The sequence below is a fragment of the Bradyrhizobium sp. USDA 241 genome (assembly GCF_049739505.1).
Taxonomy (GTDB): Bacteria; Pseudomonadota; Alphaproteobacteria; order Rhizobiales; family Xanthobacteraceae; genus Bradyrhizobium; species Bradyrhizobium liaoningense.
Genome location: NZ_JBMGPZ010000001.1, coordinates 130828 through 145607, shown reverse-complemented (window position 1 = coordinate 145607; position 14780 = coordinate 130828). Strand labels below are relative to the sequence as shown.

Annotated in this window: 10 protein-coding genes and 7 pseudogenes; 7 read left to right on the top strand and 10 right to left on the bottom strand. The window is 60.9% G+C overall.

Annotated features, from left to right (window positions below; genetic code table 11):
- Positions 1-279 precede the first annotated feature (279 nt).
- A protein-coding gene (locus ABIF91_RS00850; protein WP_110115998.1) for an IS5 family transposase occupies positions 280-1040 on the bottom strand; the annotation gives its coding sequence in 2 pieces (ribosomal slippage) (positions 280-701 and positions 701-1040; 762 coding nt in all).
- 254 nt (positions 1041-1294) lie between these two features.
- On the opposite strand from ABIF91_RS00850, the pseudogene ABIF91_RS00845 reads away from it, so the two are divergent.
- Positions 1295-1930 (top strand): annotated as a pseudogene (locus tag ABIF91_RS00845) (IS256 family transposase); the annotation flags it as partial.
- 233 nt (positions 1931-2163) lie between these two features.
- Here ABIF91_RS00845 and istA (ABIF91_RS00840) read toward each other — a convergent pair.
- Together istA (ABIF91_RS00840) and ABIF91_RS00835 are read right to left on the bottom strand one after the other, a co-directional pair.
- Positions 2164-3126 (bottom strand): annotated as a pseudogene (gene istA, locus ABIF91_RS00840) (IS21-like element ISFK1 family transposase); the annotation flags it as partial.
- 172 nt (positions 3127-3298) lie between these two features.
- Positions 3299-3475, bottom strand: a pseudogene (locus tag ABIF91_RS00835) (transposase); the annotation flags it as partial.
- A gap of 93 nt (positions 3476-3568) precedes the next feature.
- Here ABIF91_RS00835 and ABIF91_RS00830 point away from each other — a divergent pair.
- Positions 3569-4837 carry an IS256 family transposase gene (locus ABIF91_RS00830; RefSeq protein ID WP_424578680.1) on the top strand — a complete coding sequence of 423 codons (1269 nt, stop codon included), beginning with the start codon at positions 3569-3571 and terminating at the stop codon, positions 4835-4837.
- Here ABIF91_RS00830 and ABIF91_RS00825 read toward each other — a convergent pair whose 3' ends face one another.
- The gene (locus ABIF91_RS00825; protein ID WP_284277706.1) at positions 4838-4981 is read right to left on the bottom strand and encodes a hypothetical protein; all 144 of its coding nucleotides are present in this window, start codon (positions 4979-4981) and stop codon (positions 4838-4840) included.
- 717 nt (positions 4982-5698) lie between these two features.
- Between ABIF91_RS00825 and ABIF91_RS00820 the strand changes: the two are divergent.
- Positions 5699-6049: pseudogene (locus ABIF91_RS00820) on the top strand (IS21 family transposase); the annotation flags it as partial.
- 34 nt (positions 6050-6083) lie between these two features.
- On the opposite strand, the gene ABIF91_RS00815 reads toward ABIF91_RS00820, so the two are convergent.
- Entirely contained in the window at positions 6084-7352 is a 1269-nt protein-coding gene (locus ABIF91_RS00815; protein WP_038952271.1) for an IS256 family transposase, read from the bottom strand.
- A 96-nt stretch (positions 7353-7448) separates the two neighbouring features.
- Between ABIF91_RS00815 and ABIF91_RS00810 the strand changes: the two are divergent.
- The 4 genes and pseudogenes from ABIF91_RS00810 to ABIF91_RS00795 all read left to right on the top strand — a co-directional run.
- Positions 7449-7838: pseudogene (locus ABIF91_RS00810) on the top strand (IS21 family transposase); the annotation flags it as partial.
- A 120-nt stretch (positions 7839-7958) separates the two neighbouring features.
- Positions 7959-8642 (top strand): annotated as a pseudogene (gene istA, locus ABIF91_RS00805) (IS21-like element ISFK1 family transposase); the annotation flags it as partial.
- A gap of 94 nt (positions 8643-8736) precedes the next feature.
- A complete protein-coding gene (locus ABIF91_RS00800) occupies positions 8737-10005 on the top strand; it encodes an IS256 family transposase (protein ID WP_014497957.1) in 1269 nt (422 codons plus the stop codon).
- 32 nt (positions 10006-10037) lie between these two features.
- Positions 10038-10343 (top strand): annotated as a pseudogene (locus tag ABIF91_RS00795) (IS21 family transposase); the annotation flags it as partial.
- Positions 10344-10491: 148 nt separating this feature from the next.
- Here ABIF91_RS00795 and ABIF91_RS00790 read toward each other — a convergent pair.
- The 5 genes from ABIF91_RS00790 to ABIF91_RS00770 all read right to left on the bottom strand — a co-directional run bounded on the left by ABIF91_RS00790 (position 10492) and on the right by ABIF91_RS00770 (position 14494).
- Positions 10492-11621 (bottom strand): IS3-like element ISRj2 family transposase gene (locus ABIF91_RS00790; protein ID WP_424578686.1). Its coding sequence is split into 2 segments (ribosomal slippage): positions 10492-11363 and positions 11363-11621, totalling 1131 coding nucleotides; the frame shifts between segments, so codons are not numbered across the junction.
- Positions 11622-11799: 178 nt separating this feature from the next.
- Positions 11800-12864 carry an IS630-like element ISRj1 family transposase gene (locus tag ABIF91_RS00785; protein WP_026192128.1) on the bottom strand — a complete coding sequence of 355 codons (1065 nt, stop codon included), beginning with the start codon at positions 12862-12864 and terminating at the stop codon, positions 11800-11802.
- A 42-nt stretch (positions 12865-12906) separates the two neighbouring features.
- Positions 12907-13101: a hypothetical protein gene (locus ABIF91_RS00780; RefSeq protein WP_424578679.1), complete on the bottom strand. Its 195-nt coding sequence runs from the start codon at positions 13099-13101 to the stop codon at positions 12907-12909.
- 66 nt (positions 13102-13167) lie between these two features.
- Positions 13168-14232 carry an IS630-like element ISRj1 family transposase gene (locus tag ABIF91_RS00775; RefSeq protein WP_026192128.1) on the bottom strand — a complete coding sequence of 355 codons (1065 nt, stop codon included), beginning with the start codon at positions 14230-14232 and terminating at the stop codon, positions 13168-13170.
- A gap of 19 nt (positions 14233-14251) precedes the next feature.
- Positions 14252-14494 (bottom strand): hypothetical protein, encoded by a 243-nt coding sequence (locus ABIF91_RS00770; RefSeq protein WP_424578678.1) that lies wholly within the window; start codon positions 14492-14494, stop codon positions 14252-14254.
- Positions 14495-14780 lie beyond the last annotated feature (286 nt).

Here is a 14780-nt window from a genome sequence, read left to right as displayed (position 1 = left end):
TCGCGGCACCTCTCACCTGGAACGTGGCGCGCAGCACCTCCTCCTTGGCACCGTTGTGGCCAAGTCATCGCCAGAACTCCAAGCGACATGAGCATGTGAGAGACCTCGCGACGGGTGCGCGCCATGGAAGCGGCAGCATCAGCATGCCATGGACATGGATAAATCGAACAGGGTTGATCTGAACTCTTGGCGGAGTGCAGACCATTGTGATGTGACGCCCACCGTCGCAGCAATCGCCGTGCCAAAGACGTTCTGCAAGCTCTTTCCTAGGGTCCAGACTCAATTGAGCCAATATGCGACGAGAGCGGCGAGATGAACAGCGGCCAAAAAATTACGGGCGAGCTTGTCATATCGCGTGGCGATGCGCCGGAAGTCCTTGAGCCTGCAAAAGCAGCGTTCGATGACATTTCGTCCTTTGTAGGCGCGTTTGTTGAAGCGATGGATGACGACACGGTTAGATTTATTGGGGATTACGGGCTTGGCGCCACGACGAATGATTTCGCCGCGAAGCTTGTCGCCATCATACCCTTTGTCGGCGAGGAGCACGCTCATGGGTGGCGCGAGCGCCAGGACATCGGGAGCCGCAGCGATATCGGCATCCTGGCCTGGAGTCAGATGCAGGACGACCGGCCGGCAGAGCGGATCGCTCAGCGCATGGATTTTTGTCGTGCGGCCTCCGCGCGAGCGGCCGATTGCTTGATTGTGCTCCCCCCTTTTCCGCCGGAGGCACACCGGTGAGCTTTAATCGAGGTCGAGTCGAGCGACAGTACGACGCCGTCTTCGCCAGGCTTGGCCAGCGCTTCGAAGATTGCGCACCATCGTCCTCGCTTGGCCCAGCGATTGAAGCGATTGTAGATCGTCGTGTAAGGGCCGTATTCACGTGGACAATCACGCCATCGTGCACCCGATTGCAGCATGTGAATGATGCCGCTGACGATGCGTCGGTCGTCGTCCCGATCCGGCCCCGTCAGTCCCCTCGGCAGATGCGGTTCGATACGCGCCCATTGCCTGTCGTTCAGCCAAAACAAACCAGCGCGCATTCTCTCGCCCCCGAATCAACACGTAGGCAAGAGAATCACGTGGCGCTATTTAGGTACAGACCCTAAAGAAAGATCTCGTCGTTTCGCGCCGAACGCGGAAATACTGCTGTCCAATTGTCGATCTTAGGACATTGACGGCTTGAACCGGACGAGCCGGGGATGTCCCGGGTTCTGTTGAATTTCTGAAGAGGTCGGCGTTGCCCACCTTGAGCCGGTAGGCTCGGGGTGCTGATTCCACAAAGGAGAGCAACGCCATGACGAGAGATATCACACCGGCTGGTTGGCCGGCGACCGGGGCTGTGGACGAGGCGTTTGCGGAAGTGCGGGCGAGCTTCGATCGGTTCTGCCTGGCGGCAGGGATCGAGGCGCTCGGCATGATGATGGAGGCGGATGTTGTGGCGGCCTGCGGACCGCGCCACGGTCGCGATGCGGCGCGGCGGGCGCACCGTTGGGGCCGAACGCGGGGACGGATTGGTTTCCACGGCGGCAAGATCGAAGTCGAGCGCCCGCGGGTTCGGGGCGTGGACGGCCGCGAGGTCACGATCCCGAGCTGGGAAACGGCGGCGCAGGAGGACTGGCTCGGTCGCTGGGCGATGAACCTGATGCTGATCAATGTGTCGACGCGCCGGTTCGGCCGCGCTGTCCGGCTGCCCGAGGGTGACGTGCCGGCACCGCCCCGATCGGGGGTTTCGAAGTCGGCGGCCTCGCGGAGGTTCGTAGCGCTGTCGGCGGCGCGGCTGGCCGATTTCATGGCTGCCGATCTGTCCGCGCTCGACCTTCTGGTGGTCCAAATCGACGGGCTGCATCTCGGCGACGATCTCGTGCTGGTCGCCGCGATCGGAGTTGACGGCGAAGGCAACAAGCATCCGTTGGCGCTGGTGGAAGATGCTCTCGTCCGCCGCGATCCCCAGGAGCGTTGTCGTCTCCTTCGAACTGATCAGCTTTCTTCTACCCACCCGCAATCTCCCGCTGCCCTACAGGGACTCATCTCCAATGGGCAAGTGGTTCAGAACTAGCCGCAAGGATGCAACCGGCCAGCCGGTTCTTCTACAGATCTCTCACGAGTGTTCGCACTTCGTTCGATCTTAGCGTGTCTGGAGGAACAGCTCTTGTTCCGACCCCGGGTTAGCTTGGGTTTGTCGAGTTCGGCAAACAGTTCGGCGCGGCTTGAGCCGAAGCCACGCATTTGACGAGCATTGAGTTCGTCGACGAGTGTCTTGATGGCGGCGTTGAGCTCGGCCCGGGAAAAGAAGCGCTGATTGCGCAGCCGGGCCAGAATCCAGCGCTGGGCGATTTGCACCGCGACCTCGACCTTCGCCTTGTCTTTTGGGCGCCGCGGCCGTGCGGCGAGAATGGCCGTGCCGTAATGGCTCGCCATCTCGGCATAAGTGCGATTGAGGCCGGGATCGTAGCGGTCGGGGTTGCTGACGGCGGCTTTGAGGTTGTCGCAGACCACGAACGTCGGCGTTCCGCTCAAAAACGTGAACAAGTTGACGTGGGCCCGGATCCAGTCGGCCAAGCTCTCGCTGGGGCAGGCCTCGGCGTAGGTGTAGTTCGAAGCGCCCATCGCCGCGACGAACAGCTTCATCGGCTGCACTTCCCCGGTCAGGGGATCGACGATGTCGATGGTGTCGCCGGCGAAATCCACGAACACCTTCTCGCCGCCCAGATGAATCTGCCGCATCGAAGGTCGGACCCGCCCCTTCCAGGCCTCGTAGGTAGTGCAGAACCACGTGTACCCGAAACCGTCGGGATTAACGGCGCGATACTCCTCCCAGAGCAGGCGACGGGTTACGTTGCGCCGGCGGAGCTCTTTATCGATGTAGCTCCAGTCGGGCACCGGCCGCTGCGGGCTCTGAGACGCTGGTCGTGGGGCCGGGAAAAGCAAAAGCTCCAGGTCTTCATCGGTCATTCCCTCCGGAAGCGGCCAGCTCAACCCAGCAGAGCGGGCGCGGCTCAGGTAGCTGTGCACAACGCCGTTGCTGACGCCCACGCTCCGCGCGATGGCCCGCTCTGGCAGGCCTTGAAAATGTTTTAACCGAAGGACTTCCTTGATCCGGCGCATCGACAATCTCTGGGTAGGCATTGGACTTCCTCGTTAACCACGAGGTCATCCCTAAGCCGGTTGAGTTGTCGGCCGAAGCGCTGCAAGGCTCCGAAAGCCTTGCTCACGATCCCGCGAAATCGTTGCTCACGATCGTCTGAAATCTCTGCTCACGATCCCCTGAAATCCGCGCTCACGATCCCCCGAAACGCGCAAAGAACTGGAAGTACGGATCGTGGACCCAGCGCTCGCACACCCCCTCATCGGACAGGCCGTAGATGTGCTTGAGCAGCAGCAATCCGATCATGAATCGGGTCGCGATACCCGGCCTACCGTTGTCGCTGTAGAGCGGCGCGATCTCGCCGTCGATCCAGTCCCAATCGACCCGAGCTATGGCGGAATCTGGGTGATGACGGTGTGAGGAAGGCGGCGTATCGAGGCGGGTGACGAGCCTGCCAGAACCTCTCGAGGAGAGCGATACGCCATGACCGAGACTACCAATGTTCTTGCTTTCCGTCAGCCGTCCGCGGTTGATGATCCACTGACCGATATCGTTCGAGCCGGCGCGCGGGACCTGCTTGCCAGGGCGATCGAGATCGAGGTTGGCGCGTTTCTGGCCAGCACGGCCAATCTGACGCTGCCCGACGGTCGAGCGCGCCTGGTCCGACATGGGCACGGTCCGGTGCGCGAGATTGCGACCGGCATCGGTCCGGTGGAGGTCGCTCGTCCCAAGGTCCGCGACCGCGGAGCGAGCGGGCCAGGCGACCGCCTCCGCTTCAGTTCGGCAATCCTGCCGCTATGGGCGCGGCGGACGAAGAGCCTGGATGCCTTGATCCCGGTCCTCTATTTGCGCGGCATCTCGACCGGCGACTTCCAGGAGGCGCTCTCGGCGCTGCTCGGCAAGGATGCGCCGAACCTGTCGCCTTCGGTGATCGCCGGCCTGAAGGCCGATTGGCAGGTCGAGTACGAACGCTGGCAGAGACGCGATCTGTCGGCGCGTCGCTATGTCTACATCTGGGCCGATGGCGTGTACCTGCAGGCCCGCATGGAAGATCACAGCGAATGCATGCTGGTGCTGATTGGCACCACGCCGGAAGGCAAGAAGGAGCTGATCGGCTTCCAGGTCGGCGTGCGCGAGAGCGCGCAGAGCTGGCGCGAACTCCTGATCGACCTGCGGCAACGCGGGTTACGGATTGCCCCGCAACTCGCCATCGGCGACGGCGCCCTCGGCTTCTGGAAGGCACTGGACGAGGCCTTTCCCGGCACGCGGCACCAACGATGCTGGTGCCATAAAGTGAGCAACGTACTCGACAAGGTCGCCAAATCCGTGCAGGGCCTCATGAAGAACGACCTGCGGAACATCTATCTGGCCCCACACCGGGCCGAAGCTGAAACCGCGATCGACGTCTTCGTCGAGAAATACCACTTCAAATACGGACGTGCGGTGGAGTGCCTGATCAAGGATCGCCATGCGCTGCTCGCCTTCTTCGACTTCCCTGCTGAGCACTGGATCCACCTACGCAGCTCGAACCCGATCGAGAGCGTCTTCGCCACGGTGCGCCACCGAACGGTGCGGACCAAGGGATCGCTGTCGCAACAAACCGCGAAGCTGATGGTGTTCAAGCTCATCGACGCCGCATCGAAGACCTGGCGGCGATTGAAGAGCACGAACCAGTTGCCGAAAGTCATCGCCGGTGTAAAGTTCATCGACGGAATCGAAGTCATTCCGAACACTGAAAGCCACGCCGCCTGATCAGGCCGCGTCACCCAAAATCAGCCATAGCTCATCGACCCTGCCGGCGAGCAGAACCAGCTCGTGTCGCATGTTGATGATCTGGTCCAGCCGGGACCGGAACAGATCGTTCGAGCCTGTCGTCCTGTGCTTCTTTGGTCGCATCGGTGCCTCCGATGCAGCACAGAATCACGGTTCGCAGCGGCAGGGAAATCCAAAATCGAAATTGCAGGGTTTTGGGCTGTGAAGCCTCAATCCCCTGCAATCTCAAATGCCGCCGCAAGCGGAAAACAGACTCCCAATCAAGTGCTTGGAGGCTTGTTCACGGACAACTATTCAATCACGCGATCGATGCTTTTTGCGCTGCCGGTCGTGCTTGAATCGGCGAAACCGAACCTAAAGGCGATCGAGGGCTCAAAGGATCTCGCCGACTCGCCGCAGAATGTAGCCCGATGATCGCCCGCCCCGTGTGGCCTGCGATTGGCTATTTGCGCATACACCGTATTTTATCGGGGTTTCACTAGGCGTGGAAAACTCTAGGTTGGGTTCGCCGGGGCTGGCGTTTCATTACGAGTAAGATTGCAACCGGCAAGGGGCCGCAGAGATGCGGCCCCTTTTCTGTGTGCCGAGTATGAACGACAGCTTGGAGGTGGAAGTCCTCTACCCAGCCTGATGGTGGCGAAGGGTTAGCGAAGCGCAAGGGCGTCGTCGCAAGACGGGGTCTGAAGAAAGCGTGGAGCAAATCCGCGACCCGATGGACAAGAACCGGATAACGCCCCGTGGGTCGGTCAAAATCCCCCGGGTATGGTCACTTGAAACTCCCCCACCTGATGATCGCCGTCAGCGCCGCTGAACAGCAGTAGCCGGTCAGGCAGGACGTTTATGTTCGACCCCTTTAGCCAGCAAGGGGCCGGGGAGTTGAACGTCTTGAAGCGACATCTGCAAAGCACCGTACTTACATTACTTGATCGCAACACCAGCCAGCGCGAGATTCACCGGCTGACGGGTGTCGATCGCAAGACGATCCGGCGTTATCAGGCGCTGCGGGCCGGTGCGGAGGCAAATTCCCCCGGGGAAGTGACCACCGGCTCGGTGAGCGCGGACGGCCAAATTCCTCCACCCCGACCACCGGCTTTTGGGACATCGGAAGCGACGGTCACCAGCAGCCTGGCCCGTTCGGCTTGCGAAGCGCATCGGACGTGGATCGAAGAACAGGTCCGGCTGAAGCGGAACGGAGCTATGGCTGATTTTGGGTGACGCGGCCTGATCAGGCGGCGTGGCTTTCAGTGTTCGGAATGACTTCGATTCCGTCGATGAACTTTACACCGGCGATGACTTTCGGCAACTGGTTCGTGCTCTTCAATCGCCGCCAGGTCTTCGATGCGGCGTCGATGAGCTTGAACACCATCAGCTTCGCAGTTTGTTGCGACAGCGATCCCTTGGTCCGCACCGTTCGGTGGCGCACCGTGGCGAAGACGCTCTCGATCGGGTTCGAGCTGCGTAGGTGGATCCAGTGCTCAGCAGGGAAGTCGAAGAAGGCGAGCAGCGCATGGCGATCCTTGATCAGGCACTCCACCGCACGTCCGTATTTGACGTGGTATTTCTCGACGAAGACGTCGATCGCGGTTTCAGCTTCGGCCCGGTGTGGGGCCAGATAGATGTTCCGCAGGTCGTTCTTCATGGGGCCCTGCACGGATTTGGCGACCTTGTCGAGTACGTTGCTCACTTTATGGCACCAGCATCGTTGGTGCCGCGTGCCGGGAAAGGCCTCGTCCAGTGCCTTCCAGAAGCCGAGGGCGCCGTCGCCGATGGCGAGTTGCGGGGCAATCCGTAACCCGCGTTGCCGCAGGTCGATCAGGAGTTCGCGCCAGCTCTGCGCGCTCTCGCGCACGCCGACCTGGAAGCCGATCAGCTCCTTCTTGCCTTCCGGCGTGGTGCCAATCAGCACCAGCATGCATTCGCTGTGATCTTCCATGCGGGCCTGCAGGTACACGCCATCGGCCCAGATGTAGACATAGCGACGCGCCGACAGATCGCGTCTCTGCCAGCGTTCGTACTCGACCTGCCAATCGGCCTTCAGGCCGGCGATCACCGAAGGCGACAGGTTCGGCGCATCCTTGCCGAGCAGCGCCGAGAGCGCCTCCTGGAAGTCGCCGGTCGAGATGCCGCGCAAATAGAGGACCGGGATCAAGGCATCCAGGCTCTTCGTCCGCCGCGCCCATAGCGGCAGGATTGCCGAACTGAAGCGGAGGCGGTCGCCTGGCCCGCTCGCTCCGCGGTCGCGGACCTTGGGACGAGCGACCTCCACCGGACCGATGCCGGTCGCAATCTCGCGCACCGGACCGTGCCCATGTCGGACCAGGCGCGCTCGACCGTCGGGCAGCGTCAGATTGGCCGTGCTGGCCAGAAACGCGCCAACCTCGATCTCGATCGCCCTGGCAAGCAGGTCCCGCGCGCCGGCACGAACGATATCGGTCAGTGGATCATCAACCGCGGACGGCTGACGGAAAGCAAGAACATTGGTAGTCTCGGTCATGGCGTATCGCTCTCCTCGAGAGGTTCTGGCAGGCTCGTCACCCGCCTCGATACGCCGCCTTCCTCACACCGTCATCACCCAGATTCCGCCATAGCTCAGCGGAACGCGCAGGCGATTTACCAGGACCTGGTTGATCAATTTGGCTTTCCGTCCAGCTACCAGAGTGTCAAGCGGTTTGTGCGCCGGTTGCGGCACGCTGATCCTGAGCAGTTTGATCGTCTTGAGTTCCTCCCCGGCGAGGAAGCTCAGGTCGACTATGGCGAGGGCGCGCCGACGGTTGATCCGAAGAGCGGGCGGTACCGTCGTCCCCGCCTGTTCGTGATGACGCTACGCTACTCGCGGCGCAGCTTCCGGCGGGTAGTCTGGAAGTCCAGCCAACAAGTCTGGGCGCAGCTCCACGAAGAGGCGTTCCGGTATTTTGGCGGGGTCCCCATGCGCGTTTCGCGGGATCGTGAGCGCGGATTTCAGGGGATCGTGAGCAGAGATTTCAGACGATCGTGAGCAACGATTTCGCGGGATCGTGAGCAAGGCTTTCGGAGCCTTGCAGCGCTTCGGCCGACAACTCAACCGGCTTAGGGATGACCTCGTGGTTAACGAGGAAGTCCAATGCCTACCCAGAGATTGTCGATGCGCCGGATCAAGGAAGTCCTTCGGTTAAAACATTTTCAAGGCCTGCCAGAGCGGGCCATCGCGCGGAGCGTGGGCGTCAGCAACGGCGTTGTGCACAGCTACCTGAGCCGCGCCCGCTCTGCTGGGTTGAGCTGGCCGCTTCCGGAGGGAATGACCGATGAAGACCTGGAGCTTTTGCTTTTCCCGGCCCCACGACCAGCGTCTCAGAGCCCGCAGCGGCCGGTGCCCGACTGGAGCTACATCGATAAAGAGCTCCGCCGGCGCAACGTAACCCGTCGCCTGCTCTGGGAGGAGTATCGCGCCGTTAATCCCGACGGTTTCGGGTACACGTGGTTCTGCACTACCTACGAGGCCTGGAAGGGGCGGGTCCGACCTTCGATGCGGCAGATTCATCTGGGCGGCGAGAAGGTGTTCGTGGATTTCGCCGGCGACACCATCGACATCGTCGATCCCCTGACCGGGGAAGTGCAGCCGATGAAGCTGTTCGTCGCGGCGATGGGCGCTTCGAACTACACCTACGCCGAGGCCTGCCCCAGCGAGAGCTTGGCCGACTGGATCCGGGCCCACGTCAACTTGTTCACGTTTTTGAGCGGAACGCCGACGTTCGTGGTCTGCGACAACCTCAAAGCCGCCGTCAGCAACCCCGACCGCTACGATCCGAGCTATGCGGGAAACTGGGTGATGACGGAATGAGATAGGCGGCGTATCGAGGCGGGTGTCGAGCCTGCCAGAACCTCAAGGAGAGCGATACGCCATGAACGAGCATAGCAACATTGTCCCACTGCGTCAGCCCGATGAGATCGACGATCCACTGACGAATATTTTGCGATCTGGAGCTCGGCAGCTGCTTGCGCAGGCTGTCGAGATGGAAGCCGAGGCGTTTCTCGCCGCGATGAAGGGCTTGAAGCTTCCCGATGGCCGCGACCGCCTCGTGCGACACGGCCATGGTCCAGTGCGGACGATCCAGACGGGGATCGGCGCCGTCGAAGTCGCCCGGGTAAAGATTCGCGATCGCGCGGTGACCAGCGATGGCGAGCGGATCCGCTTCACCTCGGCGATCCTGCCGTTGTGGGCACGGCGCACGAAGAGCTTGGATGCACTTTTGCCGGTTCTGTACCTGCGAGGCATCTCGACGGGCGACTTCCAGGAGGCGCTGGCGGCGCTCTTGGGCAAGGATGCGCCGAATCTTTCTCCGGCGGTGGTTTCCAGACTGACGACGGAGTGGCAGCTCGAGTACGAGCGTTGGCAGAAGCGCGATCTGTCGGCGCGCCGGTACGTATACGTGTGGGCGGACGGCGTCTTCCTGCAGGCTCGCATGGAAGACCACAGCGAATGCATGCTGGTGCTGATCGGCGCGACGCCGGAAGGCAAGAAGGAACTCATCGGCTTCCAGGTCGGCGTGCGCGAGAGCACGCAGAGCTGGCACGAACTGCTCGTCGAGGCGAAAACCCGAGGGCTGAAGATCGCCCCGGAAATCGCCGTCGGTGACGGCGCGCTCGGCTTCTGGAAGGCGCTCGACGAGGTCTTTCCCGCCACGCGACATCAGCGGTGCTGGGTGCACAAAACCGCGAATATCTTGAACAAAGTCGCAGTGTCGGTACAGGCCAGCATGAAGAAGGATCTGCGCGAGGTCTATTTGGCGTCCAACCGAGCTTCGGCCGAAGTGGCGATCGATGTCTTTGCCGAGAAATACGGAGCGAAGTACGACAAGGCGGTCGAGTGCCTGACGAAAGATCGCGACGCAATGCTTGCGTTCTACGAATTCCCCGCCGAGCATTGGGACCACTTGCGGACGACGAATCCCATCGAAAGCGTGTTCGCGACGGTCCGGCACAGAACGGTGCGCACGAAAGGTTCGTTATCGTCAACGACTGCCAAGTTGATGGTGTTCAAGCTGCTCTGCGCCGCATCAAAGACCTGGCGGCGGCTGAAAGGCACAAATCAGTTGCCGAAGGTCAGCGCAGGTGTCAGATTCGAAAACGGCATCGAGGTCATCCAAGTGCCGGAAAACCACGCCGCCTGATCGCCTCGTCACCCAAAATCCCGCATAGCTCCTACGATCCCGGCCTCAATCGCACTTATGCCGAGATGGCGAGCCATTACGGCACGGCCATTCTCGCCGCACGGCCGCGGCGCCCAAAAGACAAGGCGAAGGTCGAGGTCGCAGTGCAAATCGCTCAGCGCTGGATTCTGGCCCGGCTGCGCAATCAGCGCTTCTTTTCCCGGGCCGAGCTCAACGCCGCCATCAAGACACTCGTCGACGAACTCAATGCTCGTCAAATGCGTGGCTTCGGCTCAAGCCGCGCCGAACTGTTTGCCGAACTCGACAAACCCAAGCTAACCCCGCTGCCAGATCAGCCTTAAGAGCTGGCCCCGGTTGTTTGGACAGCGCCCCGCTGGATTTAAGTGGATTCCTGCCGGGTTATGCTGAACGCGGGGCTTTACGGTTTTGTCGTTGCGTCGGGAGGGCGTAGCCCGACCAGAGCGACGACAAAACCGTCGGCGACGGTCATGCGGCCATCACCATAGCTTGCGTGCCGAAGTAAGCCTCGTCGGGCGTGCGCCCGTCAAGGCTCGAGTGAGGGCGTCCCTGATTGTAGAAGGCCAGATACTTGGCAATTGACGCTCGCGCCTCGGACACGCTGTCGTAGGCGCGGAGATATACTTCTTCGTATTTGACCGTGCGCCAGAGCCGCTCGACAAACACGTTGTCGCGCCAGGCGCCCTTGCCGTCCATGCTGATGGCGATCTTCGCGTCCAGCAGCACATCGGTGAACTCGAGGCTGGTGAACTGGCTGCCCTGATCCGTGTTGAAAATCTCGGGCCTGCCGTGCTTCGCCAACGCCTCCTGGACCGCTTCGACGCAGAAGGCCGCCTCCATTGTGATCGAGACGCGATGGGCCAGGACCCGTCGGCTGAACACATCGACGACCGCCGCGAGATAGACGAAGCCACGCCGCATCGGAATGTAGGTGATGTCCATTGCCCACGCATGGTCGGGCCGCTCGATCTTCAATCCGCGCAACAGGTACGGGTAGATCTTGTGACCCGGAGCCGGCTTGCTCGTGTTCGGGCGACGATAGACCGCCTCGATCCCCATGCGCTTCATCAGCGTCGCGATGTGGCGGCGACCGGCGTATACGCCCTCCCGCCGCAGCAACGATCGCAGCATACGCGCTCCCGCGAAGGGATAATCGAGATGCAGCTCATCGAGCCGACGCATCAAGGCAAGGTCCTCGGCCGAAACTGGCCGAGGTTCATAGTAGACCGTGCTGCGAGCCAGCTTCAGGACCTTCGCCTGGCGCACGATAGAAAGATCATGATCGCGGTCGATCATCGCTTTGCGCTCAGCAGGCCCGCCTTGGTGAGCGCGCCGGACACAAAATCGTTTTCCAACGCCAGCTCGCCGATCTTGGCATGTAACGCCTTCAAATCGACCGGCGTCTCGGCCGATGTCTTGTCATGCCCAAACACGCCGGCGGCGCCTTCCAGGAGCTGGTTTTTCCAGATCGTGATCTGGTTCGGATGAACATCAAACAGTTGCGCCAGCTCCGCCAGTGTCTTGTCGCCTTTGACCGCAGCCAAAGCAACCTTCGCCTTGAATGCCGGAGAATGCGTCCGGCGGCTCTTCTTCGTCATCTTCGCTCCTGATTCGCAGCAAGAATCCTCGCCGCTGTCAGGCAAAAAATCCACTCAAGCTACTGTCCGAATTTGCGGGGCCAGCTCTGAAGATCCGGAATACCCAGATTGACATCTCCGGGAAATCCACGCCTTGCGCGCCCTCATACACGAGCGCGCCGGAACCTAGTACCCGGAATCAGAGCTGAGTGATACGGCGGCCTTTGAAACGGCGTTGACGGACCTTTTTCTTGGTCCAGACGAAGGGCTCGGCTCTGTCGTTGTATGCGTTGACGTAGGCATCGATGTGTTCCTGAAGCTGCTTGAGGCTCGTGAAGGAGGTGCCGCTGAGCGACTGCCCCTGCAAGATGGAAAACCATACTTCGACCTGATTGAGCCATGACGCACTTGTCGGCGTGAAATGAAATTGCACGTTGGGGTGGGCCTTGAGCCAGTCCTCGTTCTTTTTATGGGTGTTGAGGTTGTCGAGGATGACGTGAAGCTTGCGGTTCGGAAAAGCCGCGGTGACGCTGTTCATGAAATCGAGAAACTCGACGCGGCGCCGGCGTTTTGAATGGGTCGCGATGATCTTTCCGGTGGCGACTTCGAGCGCCGCAAACAATGTTGTGGTGCCATGCCGCTTGTAATCGTGGCTTTGGCCGGTCAAGGCGCGGCCATTGGGCAACTTCAGATAACCCTGCGCTCGCTCCAAAGCCTGGATCGAGGGCTTCTCGTCCACGCACAGCACAATGGCCTTCGCCGGCGGCGCGACATAGAGGCCGACAACATCGGCGGCTTTGGCCGTAAAGTTCGGGTCGTTGCTCTCGCACCAGGACTTGCGAGCCACCAGGTCAATCTTGTGGCTGCGCAGGAACCGCCAGACATATTGGACATCGACATCGCCCAGCGCCTCGGCCAGCAGGGGGCCGGTCCAGCGCGCAAACCCTTGCGGTGGCGGCTTATCCAGCAGCTTCAGAATCCGCTTGTCGGTCGTCTTCGTATAGATCGGCTGCTTGCCAGGCCGCGGCTTGTCTTGCAGCCCTTCAAGGCCATGGTCGGCATAGCGATGCCGCCAAAGGCTGACAATCCGCGGCTGGACCCCAACTTCCTTGGCGATCGACCGGGTGCTGCGCCCATCCGCCGCCAACAGAACTATCCGCGCCCGCTTCAAATCGCGCTGCAACGTCACCGGTGAGCGACAGCACGCCTCAAGCACCTTGCGATCTTTCCTCGAAAGGTGGACTTCTCTTGCTTCGGGTATCATCCCGACCTTGAATCACGACTCACGTTCCAAGAAAAGTGGGTACTAGATCGTCGGTGATGCGGGAGCGGGCGTTGCGAGCAGCTGCCGGTGCATCTCCTCGCCTTGCCGATTAAGGAATCCCGCCCAAACGCCGTGCTTCTTCCGATCGAGTATCGCTCCGAAGTGGTGGAACAGCAGCCCCTGCGTGATGAACTTGAACAGTTCGTCGACGCGGGTCGCATCGAACGGCAGTGTCATTGACGGCACGAGCATGCCGTTTTTAAGTATCAGCTCCTGCCGCTGCTCAGAGGCTAGTACCCGGAATCAGAGCTGAGTGATACGGCGGCCTTTGAAACGGCGTTGACGGACCTTTTTCTTGGTCCAGACGAAGGGCTCGGCTCTGTCGTTGTATGCGTTGACGTAGGCATCGATGTGTTCCTGAAGCTGCTTGAGGCTCGTGAAGGAGGTGCCGCTGAGCGACTGCCCCTGCAAGATGGAAAACCATACTTCGACCTGATTGAGCCATGACGCACTTGTCGGCGTGAAATGAAATTGCACGTTGGGGTGGGCCTTGAGCCAGTCCTCGTTCTTTTTATGGGTGTTGAGGTTGTCGAGGATGACGTGAAGCTTGCGGTTCGGAAAAGCCGCGGTGACGCTGTTCATGAAATCGAGAAACTCGACGCGGCGCCGGCGTTTTGAATGGGTCGCGATGATCTTTCCGGTGGCGACTTCGAGCGCCGCAAACAATGTTGTGGTGCCATGCCGCTTGTAATCGTGGCTTTGGCCGGTCAAGGCGCGGCCATTGGGCAACTTCAGATAACCCTGCGCTCGCTCCAAAGCCTGGATCGAGGGCTTCTCGTCCACGCACAGCACAATGGCCTTCGCCGGCGGCGCGACATAGAGGCCGACAACATCGGCGGCTTTGGCCGTAAAGTTCGGGTCGTTGCTCTCGCACCAGGACTTGCGAGCCACCAGGTCAATCTTGTGGCTGCGCAGGAACCGCCAGACATATTGGACATCGACATCGCCCAGCGCCTCGGCCAGCAGGGGGCCGGTCCAGCGCGCAAACCCTTGCGGTGGCGGCTTATCCAGCAGCTTCAGAATCCGCTTGTCGGTCGTCTTCGTATAGATCGGCTGCTTGCCAGGCCGCGGCTTGTCTTGCAGCCCTTCAAGGCCATGGTCGGCATAGCGATGCCGCCAAAGGCTGACAATCCGCGGCTGGACCCCAACTTCCTTGGCGATCGACCGGGTGCTGCGCCCATCCGCCGCCAACAGAACTATCCGCGCCCGCTTCAAATCGCGCTGCAACGTCACCGGTGAGCGACAGCACGCCTCAAGCACCTTGCGATCTTTCCTCGAAAGGTGGACTTCTCTTGCTTCGGGTATCATCCCGACCTTGAATCACGACTCACGTTCCAAGAAAAGTGGGTACTAGTTGGGCCTTCAGCTTCGCGTTTTTCGCTAATCGCGGCTCAACCATCGTCGACAGGACGCCAAGCGCATCTCGATGATTGCCGGCAAGCGGCAATACCGCGGTGAGATAGTGCTCATGGCCGCTCTTGACGCCGTTGCAGGCGCCGCAGGCCGGGACCTTAGGCAGGTTGTCCCGGCGGCTGATCGGCAAAAATTCGCGCGCCAGCACGTGGTCCATGGTCGCAGGTGGGGTGCCGCAGTAGACGCAGATTTTGCCAACGTGCCGCTTGCTCATGAGCGCAGTATACCATGACGCCGTTCCTTGGAGTTCGAGTCTTTGCAATGGTCAGCCGGGTTTCGATTCGCCCGGTGCTCGACTGCTGCCCGCAAACTCAGCCGTTATCGGAAAAACCGGGGAAAATGCCCGGAAGCGATGCGCATCGCTTGACCGTTCAGATTGGCCTGTTCTAATTTTGTTCTCAAATGCTCGGGGGCGATTCTGTGAGCCCCGCAGCCAGCTTTTC

Bases quoted from the DNA above. Each gene is read 5' to 3' on its own strand.
- ABIF91_RS00830 (WP_424578680.1), top strand. From the start codon at position 3,569: ATGACCGAGACTACCAATGTTCTTGCTTTCCGTCAGCCGTCCGCGGTT.
- ABIF91_RS00825 (WP_284277706.1), bottom strand. From the start codon at position 4,981: ATGCGACCAAAGAAGCACAGGACGACAGGCTCGAACGATCTGTTCCGG.
- ABIF91_RS00815 (WP_038952271.1), bottom strand. From the start codon at position 7,352: ATGACCGAGACTACCAATGTTCTTGCTTTCCGTCAGCCGTCCGCGGTT.
- ABIF91_RS00800 (WP_014497957.1), top strand. From the start codon at position 8,737: ATGAACGAGCATAGCAACATTGTCCCACTGCGTCAGCCCGATGAGATC.
- ABIF91_RS00785 (WP_026192128.1), bottom strand. From the start codon at position 12,864: ATGATACCCGAAGCAAGAGAAGTCCACCTTTCGAGGAAAGATCGCAAG.
- ABIF91_RS00780 (WP_424578679.1), bottom strand. From the start codon at position 13,101: ATGACACTGCCGTTCGATGCGACCCGCGTCGACGAACTGTTCAAGTTC.
- ABIF91_RS00775 (WP_026192128.1), bottom strand. From the start codon at position 14,232: ATGATACCCGAAGCAAGAGAAGTCCACCTTTCGAGGAAAGATCGCAAG.
- ABIF91_RS00770 (WP_424578678.1), bottom strand. From the start codon at position 14,494: ATGGACCACGTGCTGGCGCGCGAATTTTTGCCGATCAGCCGCCGGGAC.